This is a genomic window from Kribbella capetownensis, from assembly GCF_004331485.1.
GTDB classification, from domain to species: Bacteria; Actinomycetota; Actinomycetes; order Propionibacteriales; family Kribbellaceae; genus Kribbella; species Kribbella capetownensis.
Map to the genome: position 1 here is coordinate 436502 of NZ_SJKD01000001.1, position 17517 is coordinate 454018.

Genomic DNA, 17517 nt, shown 5'->3' on the forward strand with positions numbered 1-17517 from the left:
CACTTGGGGGAAGCTCCGGTGTTTCTTCGGGACCACCGCATGAGGGGGGCCTCGCAGGTGCTCACCCGGGGCGGGGTGAGCACCTGTTCGAGGACCAGGGCTTCTAGCCCTTGATGCCCACGTTCGCCATTCCTTCGACGAACCGCTTCTGGGCGAAGACGAACAGCACGATCATCGGCAGCGTCGCGAGCGCCGTACCCGCCATCAGATACGGCCACTGGATCTCGGCCGGGTTCTGCGAGAAGATCGCCAGCCCCAGTTGCAGCGGGCGCATCGTGTCCGACGTGGTGATCATCAGCGGCCAGAGGAAGCCGTTCCAGGCCGCCTCGATCTGGAACACGCAGATCGTGATCAGGGCCGGCTTGATCAGCGGCGTCATGATCCGCCAGAAGATGCCGAACTCACCGAGCCCGTCCACCCGGGCCGCCTGGGCCAGTTCGTCCGGCAGCGAGACGTAGAACTGCCGGGCCAGGAAGGTGAACAGCGGCGCCGCGCCGAGCGGGATGATCAGGCCCCACCACGAGTTCAGCCAGCCGATGCCGCCCTGGCCGAGGATGTTGTTCCCGCCGAACAGCGGGATCGACTTCACGATCAGGAACAGCGGCACCAGGATGATCTGGAACGGCACGAGCAGCAGCAGGATGAAGTAGTTCAGCAGCATCTTGCCGCCACGCAGCGGCATCTTCGCGAGCGCGTAGCCGGCCGTCGTACACACCGCGAGCGTGAACGCGGTCTCGCCGACCGCGATGAACAGGCTGTTGCGGAAGTAGCGCAGGAACGGCGCGGTCTGCATCGCCTCGGAGAAGTTGCGCCAGCGCAGCTCTCCCGGCAGCCAGGAGAACTTCATGATCTCCAGGTCGCTCTTGAACGCGGTCAGCACCATCCAGACGAACGGCGTGATCATCAGGATCGCGCCGACGATCAGGACGACGTACAGCACGATCCGGCCCGGCCGGACGGCTGAGGGCTTGGTCGACGGCTTCGCGGATCCGACCGCCGGCAAGGTAGCGCTAGTCATTGGCATCCGCCTTCTGGAGGAAGCGCCCGACGCCGATGAAGAGCGCGATCACGATCATCATGATCACGGTCTCGGCGGACGCGTAGCCGAGTTTCAGGTCCTGGAAAGCGTTCTGGTAGATGTCCAGCACCAGCACGCGGGTCTCACTGCCAGGCCCACCGCGGGTCATCACGTAGACCAGGTCGAACACCTGGAAGGTGCCCACGATCGACGTGATCAGCACGAAGAACTGCACCGGCCCGAGCGCCGGCCAGGTCACGTTCCGGAACCGCTGCCAGCGGTTCGCGCCGTCCAGGTCGGCCGACTCCAGCAGATCGCGAGAGACGCCCTGTAGGGCGGCCAGGTAGATGATGATCTTGGTCCCGAGCCCCTGCCAGATCCCGACCACCATCAGCGACGGCAGCGCGGTCGCCGGGTCGGCCAGCCAGCGGTTCGGGGCGAACCCGAACAGGCTGAGGAATCCGTTCGCCAGACCGGAGCCCGGGTTGTAGATCCACAGCCAGATGGTCGCGATGGCGACCGTCGCGGTCACCGTCGGGATGTAGAAGGCGGTCCGGAAGAACCCGATCCCCCGGATCTTCTGGTTCAGCCCGATCGCGACGGCCAGCGAGATCGCCATCGAGATCGGGATCACCACGATCGCGTAGAGCACCGTGTGCCACAGGGAGGCGAGGAAGTCGACGTCGCGGAACAGGTCGGAGTAGTTGCCGAACCCGACCCAGGACCAGGTGTCACCGAAGCTGTAGTCGGTCAGGCTCAGCACCAGTACGGCGACGACCGGGATGACGATGAAGATGCCGGAGTGCAGCAGCGCCGGCGTCAGCAGCGCCCAGCCGGTCCGGACCTGACTGCGGAGCAGCGTACGGCTGTCCTTGGACGGGGTGACCTTGCGCGGAGTGTCCAGTGCTGGACGTTCAAGAGTTGTGCTCATCGGGACTGTCCTGCCAGGTTGGCCAGCACCTTGGCGGGATCCTTCTGTCCGAGGACCGCCTGGGTGAGCTGGATGTCGAAGTTGCCGCGCATCTCGAGCCAGTTGGACGGCACCTCGTTCTCGTTGGCCGCGTAGACGAGGCCGTCGGCGACGAACTTGCTCAACGGGTTCGACTTCGCCTGCGGCGAGTTGCCGGCGTCCTTGTAGGCCGGGATCTTCTTGTTCAGCTTGGCCAGCGCGTCCAGAGTGGCCGGCTCGGTCAGCGACTGGATGAACGACCAGGCCGCGTCCTTGTGCCGGCTGCGCGACCCGATCGAAGCCAGGTCGCCACCGACGTACTCGATCTCCTTGCCGCTGTTGAAGCGGAAGAACTTGAGGTCGTCGCAGTTCTTCTGGCCGATGCCCTTGTCGGAGCAGTCGACCGCCGCGCCGACGATGCCCATCGCGGCCTCACCGGAGTACACCAGCGGCTGCTGGGCCGCGTTCGTCTGGCCGTACGGCTGGACGTTGTTGATCATCGACTTGATCCAGTTCAGCGTGTCCAGCCCCGCCTGGCTGTTGAACGTCGGCTGACCCTTGACGTACAGCTGCGTGCCGGTCGAGGTCAGGAACGTCGTGAACGATTGCCGGAAACCGGTCGCGGAGGCCAGGTCGAAACCGCTGCGGGTGATGTTGCCGTCCTTGTCCCGCTTGGTCAGCTTCTCGGCCGCGGCCTTGAGCTCGGTCAGCGACGTCGGCGGCTTGTCCGGGTCCAGACCGGCCTCGCGGAAGGCACTCTTGCGCAGGGCGACGGCGCGGGCGTCGGCGACCAGCGGGTACGCGTACAGCTTGCCGTCGTACGTCGCCGCCGGGATCAGCGCCGCGACGCTCTTCTCCTTGATCACGTCCGGCGTCACGCCGTACTTGCCGAGATCCTCGAAGATCCGCTTCGACGCGAACGGCTGGATCCAGCCGACACCGGTGACCATCACGTCGTACGGGATGCCGGCCGCGATCGACGTCGACAACTTCTCGTTCAGGTTGTTGTACGTCGCGAAGTCCGGCTCGACCTTCATCTTCGGATACTTCTGGTGGAAGTCGTCGACGACCTTCTGGAACTCCTCCCGGCCCTTGGTACTGGGCGGGAAGGACGGAAGCAGTATCCGCAGGGTGCCGGTGGCCTCGGCCGGCGGGACCCCGTCCGTGCTCTTGTCGATCACCCCGTTGCCACAACTGCTGACCACGACGCCGAGCGCCGCCGCCAGCAAGGTCAGTCCCACACCACGTCTCACAGGGGAACTCCTTCGCTGCCGAACCTGTTTCGGGCGGGTCCGGAGGGCCGGGCCAGCACCAGGTGCAGCGAAAGTATGGGAAAGGGCTTTCCTCGTCAATACCCTGACGCTCGAATGATCACATTCGATCAGAACCGGAACCGGGCCGATCAGTGCATCGCAGGTTGAAGCGCTCCACACGAGGACCGGATCCGGAGTTCCGGGAGCAGGCTGAGGTGCTGGACCGCGGTCGGACGCGGCGCGCCGGACTCAAGGCGGCGGAGCAGCAGCTCGCAGGCGGTGCCGCCGAGGATGAACTTGGCCGGACTGACAGCGGTCAGCGGTACGACGGCCAGAGCCGCGGTCACGTCGTTGTAGGCGATCACGGCCAGATCCTCCGGAACCCGCAGCCCCAGCTCCATCGCGCGCTCGACCAGTCGCGCAGCGTGCTCGTCGGAGTGGATCAGGACCGCGCGCGTGCCGAACGACTCGCACTCGGCCAGGAACGCGTCGAGCTGCGCCAGCGTGGCCGCATCCTTCCCCTCCATCGGCAGGTCCACCGGCGACAGGAACAGGTCGACCCCGAGCGTCGACGCGGCCGCCTCGATCCCGCGCCGCAGCCAGTACGCCGTCACCGTGGCCTGCAGGTTGACCGCGATCCGCCGGTGCCCGAGCGCCGCGAAGTGCCGCAGCGCCAGCATCGCGCCGTACTCGTGGTCGGTCCGGACATAGTCGTACTCGCGCGCCACCTGCGGGAATCCGAACGCCCGCTCCATCAGCACCAGCGGTACTTCGATGTCGTCCAGGCGCGAGCCGACCTTGTCCGCGTCGGCGTCGCCGAGCGCGGTACTGAGCAGCAGACCGGTCACCCCGGCCCCCAGCACCTTGTCGATCCGCTCCTGCTCGATCGTCGCGTCGTAGCTCGACACCCCCAGCACCAGGCGGGCGCCGTGCCGGTCCGCCATCGCCTGGGCGCCGCGGATCACGTCGGAGTAGTACGTCGCCGCACTCGGTACGACGATCCCGATCGTGGGCCGGCCGCCGGCGGTGTGGTCGGCCGAGGTGATGCCGAGCGCGCCGCCGTGGACGCGGCGGAGGAGTCCGGCCGAATCCAGTTCGGCGAGATCCCGGCGTACTGTGATCGCGGAGACGCCCAGCTCGGCGACCAGCTCGGCCACCCGGAGCCGGCCGTGCCGGCGCAGGCTCCGCAGGATCAGCTCGTGGCGCTCCGGTGCAAGCATGCAGTCCCCTGTGCTGTGGCCCAGTCTGGCCGAGTCTGGTGCAGTATGTGGCGCGTGATTGTTCGTGATCATACGATCAGGCACGCTCACACGGAACGAGGAGGCAATCGGTGGAAGGCGCCGGCCGGACCAGCACTGTGCTGTCCAAGCTGTCGATCATCGGCGATCTGCTGATGTTGCAGCTGGTCTTCCTGGTGCTCTCGTTCGGCATCGTCACGCTGTTCCCGGCGGCGTTCGCGCTGCAACGAGTACTGCCGGAGGCGATCAGCCAGGACCGGCCGTCGTTGCTGCGGCGGTTCTTCAAGGAGTTCGGCTGGGCGTTCCGGCGGTTCTGGCTGACCGGGATCGGGCTCTACCTCGGCGGGTTGATGCTCGCCTTCGGGATCGCGTTCTGGGCGTACTCCGGCGGTGGCGTGCGAGTCTTCGCCCTCGCGGTGCTGATCCCGCTCACCGGGATGATCCTCGGGCTCTACCTGAGCGCGCTCGCGCTGCTGCCCGAGGCGGACGACGACACGACCATGAAGACACTCTTCCGGTCCGCCAACCTCTTCCTGCTCCGCCGCTCCCTCCCGGTGGCCGGTGGCGTGATCATCCTGCTCACCTGGTTCGCGCTCGCCTCCCAGCTCCCGACGCTGCTGGTGGTCGGCTCCGGCCTGGTCCCGGCCCTGGTCGGGTACTGGTTGTCCCGGGTCGGTCGCACGGGCCCGGAAAAAAGTTCTGAGGACGTGTCAATCTGAGCCCTCCTGGTCCGACGTAAGGGTGTAAAGGCCCTCACAAGGACTCAAGGAGACCCAAGATGTACGCGACGACCGAAACCCTGGCGACTTCGCCGGCCGCGCAGGGCGGCCGCTCGCGCTGGCTGGCGCTCTACACGCTGTGCGCGGGCATGTTGATGATCGTGCTCGACGTCACCGTGGTGAACGTGGCCCTGCCGGCCATCCAGGACGACCTCGGCTTCACCAGTTCCTCGCTGGCGTGGGTGGTGAACGCCTACCTGATCGCCTTCGGCGGCCTGCTCCTGCTCGCCGGCCGGCTCGGCGACCTGCTCGGCCGCCGCAACATCTTCACCGCCGGCCTGGTCGTCTTCACCGCCGCCTCGGTGCTGTGCGGACTGGCCCAGTCCCAGGAGGTGCTCGTCATCGCCCGGTTCGTCCAGGGTGTCGGCGGCGCACTGACCTCCGCGGTGATCCTGGGCATGATCGTGACCCTGTTCCCCGAGCCGCGTGAGCAGGCCAAGGCGATCGGCGTCTACGCCTTCGTCGCGTCGGCCGGCGGCTCGATCGGTCTGCTGGCCGGTGGCGTGCTGACCCAGGCGATCAACTGGCACTGGATCTTCTTCGTCAACCTGCCGATCGGCGCGCTGACCGCCGTACTGGCCGTCAAGCTGATCGACAAGGACAAGGGCCTCGGGCTGGGCCGCGGCACCGACGTACCGGGCGCCATCCTGATCACCGCCGCGCTGATGGTCGGCGTCTTCACCATCGTCAAGCCGGCCGCCGAGCTGGGCTGGACCGCACCGCGGACCGTCGTGCTGGGCCTGGTGACGCTGGTGCTGCTGGCCGCGTTCATCGTCCGTGAGGCGACCGCCGCGAACCCGCTGGTGCCGCTGCGGATCTTCCGCTCCCGCAACCTGACCGGTGCGAACCTGGTCCAGGCGCTGTCCAGCTCGGGCATGTTCGGCATCTTCTTCCTCGGCTCGCTCTACCTGCAGCGGGTGCTCGGGTACTCCGCTCTGGAGATCGGACTGGCGTTCCTGCCGACCACTGTGGTGATGGGGCTGCTGTCGGTGAAGTACTCCGAGAAGCTGGTCATGCGGTTCGGCCCCCGTCGCCCGCTGATCGCCGGACTGACGCTGATCGTGGTCGGTCTGCTGCTCTTCACGCAGGCTCCGGTCGGTGGCAACTACTTCGTCCACGTGCTGCCGGTACTGGTGCTGCTGGGCCTGGGTGGCGGTGTCTGCTTCCCGGCTCTGATGGGGCTGTCGATGGCTGACGTCAAGCCTGAGGACGCGGGTCTGGCCTCGGGTCTGATCGGTACCACCGCCGAGGTTGGCGCCGCCCTGGGCCTGGCCGTCCTGGCCACGCTGTCCGCCACCCGCACCGAGGCGGTCGCTTCGACCAAGCCGGCGCTGGAGGCGCTGACCTCCGGCTACCACCTGTCGTTCGCCATCGCCGCCGGCATCGTCGCCGCCGCCGTCGCGATCGCCTACACCCTGATGCGCCCCGCCAAGCAGGCCGAGGCCAACACCGAGACCGACGACCTGGTCCTCGAAGCCGCCTGACAACGAACGCCGAACTCCCCGCGCCCACCCCGGCCGCGGGGAGTTCGGCGTACCTGGACCACCTTGAGCACCCACCAACCACTTTCGCGCCGAATTCCTGGCCGGCCGGTGCTCAAAGTCGGTGGAGTGGCGGTGGTTGTCCACAGGGGGTGGGATGGGGGTTTCGGGGTGGGGGGGGGGATGGGGAAGGATATGGAGCCTGGCCGGGGCAGAATGCTCGGCGGGTTGTTGCCGGTAGAGGGGAATTGACGTGGTCGTGCAGTCGGTCGAGCAGCGGATCGCCGGGGAACTGGAGGTCGCCGAGTTCCAGGTGCGGGCAGCGGTGACGCTGCTGGACGAAGGGTCGACGGTCCCGTTCATCGCGCGGTACCGCAAAGAGGTCACCGGGATGCTCGACGACGCGCAGTTGCGCACGCTCGAGGAACGCCTGCGCTACCTGCGTGAGCTGGAGGAACGCCGCCAGACGGTGCTCGAGTCGATCGAGAGCCAGGGCAAGCTCGACGACGCGCTGAAGGCGTCGATCCTCGCGGCCGACACCAAGTCCCGGCTCGAGGACATCTACCTGCCGTTCAAGCCGAAACGGCGTACCAAGGCGATGATCGCCCGGGAGAACGGCCTCGAGCCGCTCGCCGACGGGCTGATGGCCGACCCGGACGTCGAGCCGTTCGCCGCGGCCGCCGTGTTCGTCAACGCTGAGGTCCCGGACCCGCAAGCGGCACTGGACGGTGCCCGCGCGATCCTGGTCGAGCGGTTCGCCGAGGACGCCGACCTGATCGGCGAACTGCGCGAGCGGCTGTGGACGCAGGGCCGGCTCGCGTCGGCGGTGCGCGAGGGCAAGGAGACCGACGGCGCGAAGTTCTCGGACTACTTCGACTTCGACGAGCCGTTCACGAAGATGCCGTCACACCGGATCCTCGCCATGTTCCGCGGCGAGAAGGAAGACGTGCTGACGCTGACGATCGAGCCACTGCCCGCCGGTGTCGAGGCCGACGGCCCGACCGAGTACGAGACCACCGTCGCCCGCAAGGTCGGCGTGGACAACCAGGGCCGCCCGGCCGACAAGTGGCTGGTCGAGACGGTCCGCTGGGCCTGGCGGACGAAGATCCTGGTCCACCTCGGCATCGACCTGCGGCTGCGGCTGCGGCAGCTCGCCGAGGACGAGGCGATCCGGGTGTTCGCGGCCAACCTGCGTGACCTGCTGCTGGCCGCCCCGGCCGGCACCCGCGCGACGATGGGCCTCGACCCGGGCTTCCGCACCGGTGTGAAGGTCGCCGTCGTCGACGCGACCGGCAAGGTGGTCAACACCGGCGTCATCTACCCGCACGTCCCGCAGAACCAGTGGGACAAGTCGATCGCCACGCTGGCCGCGCTGGCCGCCGCGCACGACGTCGAGCTGATTGCCATCGGCAACGGTACAGCGTCGCGCGAGACGGACAAGCTGGCCGCGGAGCTGATCGCGAAGCACCCCGAGCTCAAGCTCACCAAGGCGGTCGTGTCGGAGGCCGGCGCGTCGGTGTACTCGGCGTCGGCGTTCGCCTCCCAGGAACTGCCCGGGATGGACGTGTCGCTGCGTGGCGCGGTCTCGATCGCGCGCCGGCTGCAGGACCCGCTGGCCGAGCTGGTGAAGATCGACCCGAAGTCGATCGGCGTCGGGCAGTACCAGCACGACCTGGCCGAGAACTCGCTGTCGCGTTCGCTCGACGCGGTGGTCGAGGACTGTGTGAACGCGGTCGGCGTCGACCTCAACACAGCGTCGGCTCCACTGCTGACCCGCGTCTCCGGCATCACCCCGGGTCTGGCCGACAACATCGTCCTGCACCGCGACCAGAACGGGCCGTTCACGTCCCGGACGGCGCTGAAGGAGGTGCCGCGGCTCGGGCCGAAGGCGTTCGAGCAGGCGGCCGGATTCCTCCGGATCCCCGACGGCGACGACCCGCTGGACGCGTCCAGCGTGCACCCCGAGGCCTATCCCGTCGTACGGCGGATCCTCGACGCGACCGGCGCGGACATGAAGTCCCTGATCGGGTCGTCGGAGCTGAAGCGGCTTAAGGCGGCCGACTTCGTCGACGACATGTTCGGTCTGCCGACGGTGACCGACATCCTGGCCGAGTTGGAGAAGCCGGGGCGCGACCCGCGGCCGGCGTTCAAGACCGCGGTGTTCGCCGAGGGCGTCGACAAGATCGCTGACCTGAAGCCGGGGATGCGGCTCGAGGGCCAGGTCACCAACGTGGCGGCGTTCGGTGCGTTCATCGACATCGGCGTACACCAGGACGGGCTCGCGCACGTGTCCGCGCTGTCGAAGAACTACGTCAAGGATCCGCGCGAGGTGGTCAAGCCCGGCGACATCGTCACCGTCAAGGTGCTCGAGGTCGACATCCCCCGTAAGCGCATCTCCCTGACCCTCCGCCTCGACGACGAGGTCGGCAGCGGCCCGCGTACGCCGGGCAACCAGGGCAACCGCGGAGCCGGCGGCCAAGGCGGCGGTCGGGGCCCCAGCGGCCAGGGCGGACGCGGCGGTGGTCAGGGCGGCGGCCGCGGCGGCCAGGGCGGTGGTCAAGGCGGTGGTCGAGGCGGTGGTCGAGGCCAGGGCGGCCAGGGTGGCCGCAAGCAAGGCGGTCAAGGCCAGAACCGCGGCGGCTCCAAGGCCGACACCCCGATGGACGAGACCTCCCTCGCCGACGCCTTCCGGAAGGCAGGCTTCACCGTCCGCTGACCTCGTGATGTCGAGGGGTGGCGACCAGTTCCGACGTACCAACTGAACCCACCGAGGAGGGCTGATGCGCGAACTGGTTGTCACCCAGAACATCACCGTGGACGGTGTCATCGAGGCGGGCGACTGGTTCGCCCCCGCGGACGGCGGTGACGAGGTGCTCGGAGTCCTGCGCGACCAGATGGCCCAAGCGGACGGGTTCCTGACCGGGCGGACGACGTTCGAGGAGATGCGCGGGTTCTGGCCGGCGCAGGACGACGACGCCACCGGAGTCACGGAGTACCTGAACACCGTGCAGAAGTACGTCGTCTCGCAGACGCTGCAGGAGCCGGGATGGGAACCGACCACGATCCTGCGCGGCGTGGACGACGTTCGCGGGCTGAAGAGCACCGACGGTACGCAGATCGTCTGCACCGGCAGCATCACCCTCGCCCACGCGTTGATCGCGGCGGACCTGGTCGACGAGTACCGGCTGTTCGTCTACCCGACAGTGCTCGGCCAGGGTCGGCGGCTGTTCCCGGACGGCACCCCGCTGGCGCTGAGGCTCACTGCCTGCACCTCGTTCGGCAGCGGCGTGGCGCAGATGATCTACCGCCGCACGGACTGATCACAGCCTTTCACGAGAACTGAAAGGTCGATGCCGTCGGCCCCTTTCTGTCTTCCTACGACGCGTGCGAGGCGCGGGCGGCGCAGATCCGGGACGGCTCCACCGGCGCCTGGTGCGAGGACGAGTTCCACGCCTGGCCGTTCAGCCTCTACCGGCTCTACATCAGCGGCGCCTGATCCGCGAGCTCGTAGCCGGCCGCCTCCACCGCAGTTCGGACGGCGGCCGGCAGGAGTGCCTGATCGCTGGTGACTGTGACGGTCTCCGTCGGCAGATCGACCAGTACGGAAACCACACCAGGCAACGTCTTCAGCTCGTCGGTCACGAAGTTCACGCAGTGACCGCAGCTCATCCCCAGCACCCGGAACTTCTGTGTACTCATCAAGCGGTCACATCCCGGGTCGCCTGCGTCGTACGTCGCATCCGGCCATCTGGCGCGAGTTCCCCGAACAGATAGACCTCGGTCGAGATCGTCCGCCCCTGTCGCATCTGGGCATGGATCGTGAACCGCGCCGCCAGCCGGTCAGCGGTCCGGATCGCCTCGTGAACGTCGTACTCCCAGGTCAGCAGGTTCTTCCGGATCGGCCGCAGATGCGCAATCAGCCGCTGCCGGTCCAGCGCGACGCCGTCCGCGATCTGCTCCACGTCGGGCGTGTAGTAGCGATCCACCACCGCCTCCGCGTCACCTCCCGCCACGACCTCGCGCGTGAACGAATCGAAGAAGTCCGCGACGAACTCTCGTGCGCTTAACTCTGACATGCTGTCAAACATAAGCGCATCCACTAACCTTGACAAGGTGTCAGACAAAGAGCCGGTACGACGCAGGCGCCGTGCGGACGCCGATCGGAGCCGGACCGCGATCCTGACCGCCGCCATCACGCTGCTGGACGAGCGGCCTGACGCGGGCATGGAAGCCGTGGCTTCGGCCGCCGGTGTCACCCGGCAAACCGTCTACGCGCACTTCGCGTCCCGCGACGTTCTGCTCGACGCCGTCGTCGACGAGCTCACCCGGGAGACGATGGCGGCGATCGACGCGCTCGATCTCGACCACGGACCGGCACTGGACACATTGCTCGACCTGATCGACCTCGGCTGGCGGAGCTTCGAGGAGCATCCGTTGCTCCTTCACCTGCCGCCGTCCGGCGGGCAGGACGAGCGCCACGATCCGGTGGTGGAACGGCTCGAACGGCTGGTCCGCCGCGGTCAGCGCGCCGGCGAGATCACCCGCGACCTTCCGCTCGGCTGGCTGGTCGCGGCAGTGATCGCCCTCGGCCACACGGCGGGCGAGGCAGTGGCCGCCAACCGGCTGCCGGCCCGGAAAGCCACCGCCGCCCTCCGAGCCAGCGCCGTACGCCTCCTGCAGCCAGGCTGACGTCGTCAGCCGTGAATGACCTTCAGCACGTTGCCGGTCTTGTCGTACGCCGTCAGCGTGACCGGACCGACTTCGCGCAGATCCGGGTCGATCCAGGACAACGCGTAGTACCCGTCCCGCACCGCGATGTCATGGACATTGCCGCTGCCGGCCGGCGCGACCCGGATCCGGGCGATGGCGGCCGAGCTCAGCCGGCCGAAACCGCTGAAGTACGTCGACTTGCACTCGCTGCAGGCCTGGCCGCCGAGGACCGAGAACTGCGCGAACTTGTCGTCGAACGCCTCTCGGGCGTACACCGCGCTGGCGAAGACCATCGGCCCCGATCCGTCCGGAGTCGCGGTGCCGTCGGGCCTGGGAACCAGAGTGCAGTCGACGAACTTCGCACCCGACGGTGACACTGCGACCAGATTCGTCGCTCGCGCGGGCGCGGTGTCCGACGCGACGATCCGCCACCGGGTCATGTCGGTCCAGAACAGGACGGAGCAGTTGCGCAACCGGCCGGCGTCCGTCGTCGGCATCGGATCACGCCCGGCCGCCGCGACCAGCTCGGCCGACGGCTTGTCGCCGCCCGGGATGGTGCACTTCGCATCCGGACTGCCCTTCTGGGGCTGGTAGAACACGGTGGCGCTGGAGTACGCGAACGAGGGGGTCCGGATCGGCCGCTTGATCTGTGGGTACCGCAGTGCGCAGCGTCGCGCCACCTCGGCCTCGGTCAGCTTCGCGCCCACGCCCGCTTCGCCGCGCGGCACGCCGGGCACCGCGGTGAAGTCGACCCGGGCCACCGGTGTGTTCGTGCCCGCGACGCCCGCTTCCGGATCGGTCGCAACGACCTTCGGTAGCAGGCTCGCTGCCGTGGCAACCGCGGCGACTGCGACGACTCCGCCACCTGCGGACAGCATCCGCCGTCGGCGACGCGCGGCGCGGCCGCGGTGGAGCAGTGCGGTCCCGTCGATCGGGCCCAGCGGGTCGTTCTTGGCCAGTCGTCGCAGTTCGGCGCCGACGTCCTGGGTGTCCATGGCCTTCTCCTTCACGCTGGCCGGCGGATCTGCCGGGCCCGGTCGATGGCGGTTCGGAGAGTTTCGAGGCCGCGCGCTGCCTGGCTCTTCACCGTGCCCTCCGAGCACCCGAGAAGCTGGGCGGTCTGCTCGACGGACAGGTCCTCGTAGTACCTCAGGACCACGCAGGCACGCTGACGTGGCGCGAGGCTGCCGAGGGCCGTGAGGACCTCGTCGCGGTCGGCGTGGCCGTCCGCGTGGTCGTCGAGCCGGGCGCGGTCGAACGACAGGTCAGAGGCCGGCACTTCCCGGCGCCAGGGGCGCCGGCCAGTGTCCACTGCCGCGTTGACGACCGCGCGGCGCGCATAGGCGAGTGGGTTCCCCTTGCGATCCAGCTTCGACCATGACCGGTACAGCTTGTACAGCGCGTCCTGCACCACGTCGTCGGCCCGATGCCAGTCGCCGCAGACCAGGTACGCCGTCCGCCGCAACGACGCGCTCGATGCTTCGACGAACTCGACGTACTCCTGGTCTCGATCCACCGTCGCCCTCCGCTCTCCCTTGCCCCCTCAGTACGGAGCCGGGGTCCATCGAGGTTGCATCGCGGATCAGCGGAGATCGGCGAGATGGCCGCCGGGGTCGCCGAGGTGGACAGCGGTGGCCCTGGGCGTGAAGCCGAGACGGCGGTAGATGCGGTCCGAGCCGTCGTCGCCGGGGGTGAGCCAGGCGAGGGTGGCCCCGGCCAGCTCGAAGGCCTGACGGGTCGCGTACGCCGTCGCGATCGCGCCGAGGCCGCGGCGCCGATGACTGTGGATCGTGCCGACGCCGGCGATCTCGGTGACGCCGTCAGAGACCGCACCCCAGGAGGCACTCGCCGCGGGGACACCGTCGACGCGCAGCAGGATCCATCCACCGTCCGCGGGATCGGGCTCGAAGTCGGCAGCGGCGTCCTCGGATTCGTAGGCCTTGACGGAGACGGCGTTCGCCTCAGCCTGCTCCTCGGCGGAGCTCACCACCAAGGCCACGACCTCCGGAAGGTCAGGCTCTAACAGGCCAGCCGACTCGACGACCAGAAGCGGCGGCCGCGACGCGACCGTCATCCCGTTGGCCTCCAGTACGTCGGCCAGCCCGGGACTGGCCTCCTCGACCAACTCGGCGCTCAGCCACCGCCCCTCAGCCGCGAACGCGTGGCGAATGATGGCCAGCGCCTCCGGTACGGCGTCCTGATCGAAAGGCTCACCGGGCTCGGTGGCGACCATCCCCGACAGGTACCAGGTGTCGTCGTCGTGCAGCAGCCCGGTCAGAGGTCCCGCGACGATCTGCCGCCGCGAGTTCGCCAGACCCGCCAACTGTGCCCGCGCGATCCGCGCCCCAATGTCCATGATCGGACCCTACGGTGCGCGCGTCGCACTCGCCCCGGCTTCGGCCAGCAGCAGGAGATCGAGCAGCCGGTCGAGGTCGGCGTCCGTCGGCGCGCGGTCGAGCGCCCCGGCCAGCGCGTCGAGAGTCCGGATCACCTCGGCCCGAATGGCGGGCCGGGATCGCGACTGAGCGGCGGCGAGAGTGTTGATGACCTGCGCGGATCGATCAGACCCGCTCAGCAACCCGGCGCCGATCGAGGGCTGCTCTGCCGGCGGCTCGTCGCCGATGCCGACCTCGAGCCGGGCGCCCAGAGCGGTGGCCAGCCGGTCGAGCGCGGAGACGGTCGGGTTGCCGCGCCCGTTCTCCAGGTTGGCGATGTACGGCACGGACAGCCCGGCGTCGACGGCGACCGACGCGATCGTGCGGCCGGCCGCCTTGCGACGGTCGCGGAGGACTTCACCCAGTTCCACGCCTGCCACTCTATTCCCAGAAGACATATTCTGGGAAAACACTCTTGCTCGAATCTATCTTCACAAGATAGCGTCTCGCCCCATGAAGATCCTGGTGAACCGTGACTTCCGCCGGCTGTGGATCAGCGGCGGCGTGTCCGGCATCGGCTCGTGGTTGCTGGTCGTCGCCATCCCGTTCTACGTGTTCGACCTGACCGGCTCCACGGTCGCGACCGGCCTCGCGCTTGCCCTGGAGGCACTCCCCGCGCTGGTCCTCGGGCCGTGGGCAGGGGCCCTGCTCGACCGGTGGGATCTCACCCGCGCGATGTGGATCGCGGATCTCGTCAGCGCCGCCGCGGTCGCGCTGATCCTGTTCGCCGACGCGGATCACCTCTGGCCGATCTACCTGGCGATCCTCGGCGAGAATCTCGCGACGATGGTGTTCCGCCCGGCCGCGCGTGCTCTGCTTCCCGCCGTCGTCGGCACCGGCGAAGAACTCGCGGCGGCCAACGCCCTGAATGCCTTTACCGGCAGCGCAATCCGCCTGGCCGCGCCACCACTCGGCGCCCTCCTCCTCGCCGGACCCGGCATCAAGTTCGTCCTGGCCGTCGACATCGCCAGCTATCTCGTCTCCGCCGCTGTCATCGCGACAGTCCGCACCCGTCGCCACCCGGCAACGCCGAGCACCACCAACAGCCCACTCGCCGGTTTCCAGTACGTCGCCCGCCACCGCGTACTGCGCGGGATCCTGCTCGGCCAGACGATCTTCCTCACCGCTAACGCCGGCCTGACCGCGCTACTCGTCCCGTTCACGGTCGACGGCCTGCACACACCCGGCTATGTGCTCGGGTATCTGATCTCGGGGCTCGGCGCCGGCTATCTCCTCGGCGCGGCACTGAGCACCAGAGTCCAGACCTGGCTGAGCATCCGCGACATCCTCGCCGTCACGCAGTTCGCCACCGCCGCCGCCTTCTTCGCCCTGTTCAACGCCCCGAACGTCCCTTGGGCGATCGGCGCCGCCGTACTGATCGGCCTTCCGGGCAGCGTCCTGCTGATCACCGCGCAGACCGCGATCCAGCGCACCGCGCCATCGGCCATGCTCGGCCGCATCGGCGCGCTCTTCTTCGCGGCGGATTCGCTGGCTCTGCTCGTCGGCGCACTCGCCGCTCCGGCAGTGACACTGCTGCTCGGTCTCCCGCTGACCCTCAACCTGCTGGCGGCGTTCGCGGTCCTCGCGGCACCGCTGACTCTGGTCGCCGTACCCGGTCATCCGGCGCATTTCACTCGGACGCACACCGGTGCGTAAGCAGCTGGTCGCAAACGGTCAGCAGGACATCCAACAATTCGACCGGGCTCGAAAAGTGAGAGCTGCCAAATCGTATCGGCACATTCCTGCAACCATTCTTGACAGCCATTCCGGCCCGCTCGGAGAGCCCTTCCCGACGGCTCTGACCAGCGGATTCGAAGGTTTCCCTACTCTGCGTTAGGTGTCTGTAAAGGTCCCTTCGAAACTGTTCCGGAGGGCACGCGCGGTGAGGTGTTCTTTACTCAGCAGCGGACAAAGCCGTCCGCGGCCACGGATCGACTCACCACGAGGAACGAAGATGACGGAGACGCTCGAATCCCCCGCCTCGCACCGCCGGGTGCGGGTCTGGTTCGGCGCTCACCCGATCGCGGACCACACGGCCGCGGTGGAGCAGGCAGCGCAGTACGAGGAAGCAATGCGGCGGCGGTTCGCGTCCCTCCGGGTGACCAGCGAGCCGGTGCTGGTGGACAGTACGGCGGAGCCGGGACGATGACGACCCTGCCGACGCTTCTCGGGTATGTACGGGCCGACGCGCTCAGTTGCGCGGAGGAGCTGGCCGCGGCGACGGATTCACTCGTCGCCTTCGCCAGTGCCGAGGGATACACCCTCGGAACGGTCTACACCGAGCGCGACGCGGCCGAGTCCACCGCCTTCCACGCACTGCTCGAAGAGCTGAAGCGGTCCGGCGTCCACGCGGTCGTCGTACCGACGATGAACCACCTCGGCACGGTCGGCACCCCGGCGGCGACGCAGCAACACCTCGAGTTCCACCAGGCACATGTCTGGGCGGCCGACTCGAGATAACTCCACACAGGCAAGCGGAGCTGACGTCTTGACCCCTGCATCGGCGTCGGTTCCGCTCTCCACCTCCACAGCTGCACCGGGAATGCCCGGGCGGTAGTGGACCACCAAGGCCCCACCGGCTGCTACCGGTGGGGCCTTGTCGATTGCCTGGCCGTCGCGACGACTCTGCTCGCCGGGCGAAGGTTTGAAGAACGTGAAGTTTCGGCGCCGGCCGCGCGCCGCGACGTGTGCGTACGGCGCGGATGGGGTACCAGTAGGTGGTCCCGCGGTTCGGTCAGCGCCATTCGGGCATGGGTGGAGTTCACCGAGCCGCGAGTTCTCCCACTGAGGGGCGGGAGAACGACCGGCCCCGGCGGGCGTGCTTTCCCAGGCGCGCCCGCCGAGTCGGACCCCTCACAGAGCCGACGCGACGAACAGGTAGCGGTTCAGGCTGAAGAAGTAGCCCGCGCCGAGTGAGCGCAGGTCATCGGCCCACGCCTGCGCCTCCTCGGCAGTGACCTCGCCATGACCGGGCACGAAGTCGCCGACGATGTCGATCAGGCCGGAACTGTAGGTGTGCTGGTCGTACCCCGCGTTCAGGATCGGCACCACCTGCCGGTGGGTGACGGTGAAACCGGATTTGTCCAGTACGCCGGCCAGCGTCCGGGGCAGATGCGGATCCGCGAGATGGTCCTCGAACGCCGTCAGCACCCGGCCCATCCGGACGTCGTCGGTCGACCGCCACACGACCGAGCCCCAGTCCGTGTCCAGCAGTACGACGCGACCCGCGGGCCGCAGCACCCGGCGTACCTCGTTCAAGGCGCTGGGAACATCATCGATGTACTCGAAGACCTGGGTGGAGACGACGACGTCGAAGCTCTCCGAGGCGTGCGGGATCCGGTCCGCGGACGCCAGTTCGAGCTCGATGCCCGGGCCGCCGGGTACGTCGGCGCGAGCGCTGGCGATCGCGAGCATGCTGTCGCTGATGTCGATCCCGCAGATCCGCCCGCTCGGCCCGACCTCGGCCGCCATCTCCTCGGCCAGGAGCCCCGGCCCGACGCCGACGTCCAGGACTCGATCTCCCGGCCGCAGGGCCAGCGCGGTCCGCACCACCCGTCGCTGCTCGATCACGTCCGGAGTCGTGTACATCGTCTCCATCTGCCGCGACACTTCAGGATCGAACTGCAAACCGTTCACGCCGGTCTCTCCGCCCAT

General features: G+C 68.4%; 19 protein-coding genes. 8 read left to right on the forward strand and 11 right to left on the reverse strand.

What is annotated here, in order from left to right:
- Window positions 1-103 precede the first annotated feature (103 nt).
- The 4 genes from E0H75_RS02090 to E0H75_RS02105 form a co-directional block, all read right to left on the reverse strand.
- Entirely contained in the window at window positions 104-1018 is a 915-nt protein-coding gene (locus E0H75_RS02090; protein ID WP_131511316.1) for a carbohydrate ABC transporter permease, read from the reverse strand.
- On the reverse strand, window positions 1011-1949 hold the full coding sequence (locus E0H75_RS02095; protein ID WP_131511317.1) for a carbohydrate ABC transporter permease: 939 nt from the start codon (window positions 1947-1949) through the stop codon (window positions 1011-1013). Before E0H75_RS02095 ends, E0H75_RS02090 begins: the two co-directional genes overlap by 8 nt.
- Entirely contained in the window at window positions 1946-3220 is a 1275-nt protein-coding gene (locus E0H75_RS02100) for an extracellular solute-binding protein (protein ID WP_131511318.1), read from the reverse strand. Before E0H75_RS02100 ends, E0H75_RS02095 begins: the two co-directional genes overlap by 4 nt.
- 149 nt (window positions 3221-3369) lie before the next feature.
- On the reverse strand, window positions 3370-4440 hold the full coding sequence (locus E0H75_RS02105; protein ID WP_131511319.1) for a LacI family DNA-binding transcriptional regulator: 1071 nt from the start codon (window positions 4438-4440) through the stop codon (window positions 3370-3372).
- A 110-nt stretch (window positions 4441-4550) separates the two neighbouring features.
- Between E0H75_RS02105 and E0H75_RS02110 the strand changes: the two genes are divergently transcribed.
- From E0H75_RS02110 to E0H75_RS02125, 4 genes are all read left to right on the forward strand, one after another.
- Window positions 4551-5177 (forward strand): YesL family protein, encoded by a 627-nt coding sequence (locus tag E0H75_RS02110; RefSeq protein WP_238162768.1) that lies wholly within the window; start codon window positions 4551-4553, stop codon window positions 5175-5177.
- Between the two features lie 59 nt (window positions 5178-5236).
- Window positions 5237-6721: a DHA2 family efflux MFS transporter permease subunit gene (locus E0H75_RS02115; RefSeq protein WP_131511320.1), complete on the forward strand. Its 1485-nt coding sequence runs from the start codon at window positions 5237-5239 to the stop codon at window positions 6719-6721.
- Window positions 6722-6971: 250 nt separating this feature from the next.
- The gene (locus E0H75_RS02120) at window positions 6972-9434 is read left to right on the forward strand and encodes a Tex family protein (RefSeq protein ID WP_131511321.1); all 2463 of its coding nucleotides are present in this window, start codon (window positions 6972-6974) and stop codon (window positions 9432-9434) included.
- A gap of 64 nt (window positions 9435-9498) precedes the next feature.
- Window positions 9499-10038, forward strand: a complete 540-nt coding sequence (locus E0H75_RS02125; protein ID WP_131511322.1) for a dihydrofolate reductase family protein — start codon at window positions 9499-9501, stop codon at window positions 10036-10038.
- Between the two features lie 157 nt (window positions 10039-10195).
- Here the strand turns inward: E0H75_RS02125 and E0H75_RS02130 are convergent, their stop codons facing one another.
- Together E0H75_RS02130 and E0H75_RS02135 are read right to left on the reverse strand one after the other, a co-directional pair.
- Window positions 10196-10417 carry a heavy-metal-associated domain-containing protein gene (locus E0H75_RS02130; RefSeq protein ID WP_131511323.1) on the reverse strand — a complete coding sequence of 74 codons (222 nt, stop codon included), beginning with the start codon at window positions 10415-10417 and terminating at the stop codon, window positions 10196-10198.
- Window positions 10417-10794 carry a nuclear transport factor 2 family protein gene (locus E0H75_RS02135; RefSeq protein ID WP_131511324.1) on the reverse strand — a complete coding sequence of 126 codons (378 nt, stop codon included), beginning with the start codon at window positions 10792-10794 and terminating at the stop codon, window positions 10417-10419. The genes E0H75_RS02130 and E0H75_RS02135 overlap by 1 nt, the downstream gene beginning before the upstream one ends.
- Before the next feature lie 37 nt (window positions 10795-10831).
- Between E0H75_RS02135 and E0H75_RS02140 the strand changes: the two genes are divergently transcribed.
- Complete coding sequence (locus E0H75_RS02140; RefSeq protein WP_202872800.1) at window positions 10832-11407, forward strand: TetR/AcrR family transcriptional regulator; 576 nt, start codon at window positions 10832-10834, stop codon at window positions 11405-11407.
- A gap of 5 nt (window positions 11408-11412) precedes the next feature.
- Here the strand turns inward: E0H75_RS02140 and E0H75_RS02145 are convergent, their stop codons facing one another.
- The 4 genes from E0H75_RS02145 to E0H75_RS02160 form a co-directional block, all read right to left on the reverse strand.
- Window positions 11413-12423: a hypothetical protein gene (locus E0H75_RS02145; protein ID WP_131511326.1), complete on the reverse strand. Its 1011-nt coding sequence runs from the start codon at window positions 12421-12423 to the stop codon at window positions 11413-11415.
- An 11-nt stretch (window positions 12424-12434) separates the two neighbouring features.
- Window positions 12435-12944 (reverse strand): SigE family RNA polymerase sigma factor, encoded by a 510-nt coding sequence (locus E0H75_RS02150; RefSeq protein WP_131511327.1) that lies wholly within the window; start codon window positions 12942-12944, stop codon window positions 12435-12437.
- A 66-nt stretch (window positions 12945-13010) separates the two neighbouring features.
- Window positions 13011-13784, reverse strand: coding sequence for a GNAT family N-acetyltransferase (locus tag E0H75_RS02155; protein WP_131511328.1), 774 nt, complete (start codon window positions 13782-13784; stop codon window positions 13011-13013).
- Between the two features lie 9 nt (window positions 13785-13793).
- Window positions 13794-14234, reverse strand: a complete 441-nt coding sequence (locus E0H75_RS02160; protein WP_165553392.1) for a helix-turn-helix domain-containing protein — start codon at window positions 14232-14234, stop codon at window positions 13794-13796.
- 82 nt (window positions 14235-14316) lie between these two features.
- Between E0H75_RS02160 and E0H75_RS02165 the strand changes: the two genes are divergently transcribed.
- The 3 genes from E0H75_RS02165 to E0H75_RS02175 all read left to right on the forward strand — a co-directional run bounded on the left by E0H75_RS02165 (window position 14317) and on the right by E0H75_RS02175 (window position 16323).
- On the forward strand, window positions 14317-15519 hold the full coding sequence (locus E0H75_RS02165; RefSeq protein WP_165553394.1) for an MFS transporter: 1203 nt from the start codon (window positions 14317-14319) through the stop codon (window positions 15517-15519).
- 298 nt (window positions 15520-15817) lie between these two features.
- A complete protein-coding gene (locus E0H75_RS02170) occupies window positions 15818-16012 on the forward strand; it encodes a hypothetical protein (protein ID WP_131365786.1) in 195 nt (64 codons plus the stop codon).
- Window positions 16009-16323 carry a hypothetical protein gene (locus E0H75_RS02175; protein ID WP_131511331.1) on the forward strand — a complete coding sequence of 105 codons (315 nt, stop codon included), beginning with the start codon at window positions 16009-16011 and terminating at the stop codon, window positions 16321-16323. Before E0H75_RS02170 ends, E0H75_RS02175 begins: the two co-directional genes overlap by 4 nt.
- A gap of 393 nt (window positions 16324-16716) precedes the next feature.
- Here the strand turns inward: E0H75_RS02175 and E0H75_RS02180 are convergent, their stop codons facing one another.
- Complete coding sequence (locus E0H75_RS02180; RefSeq protein WP_238162769.1) at window positions 16717-17517, reverse strand: methyltransferase domain-containing protein; 801 nt, start codon at window positions 17515-17517, stop codon at window positions 16717-16719.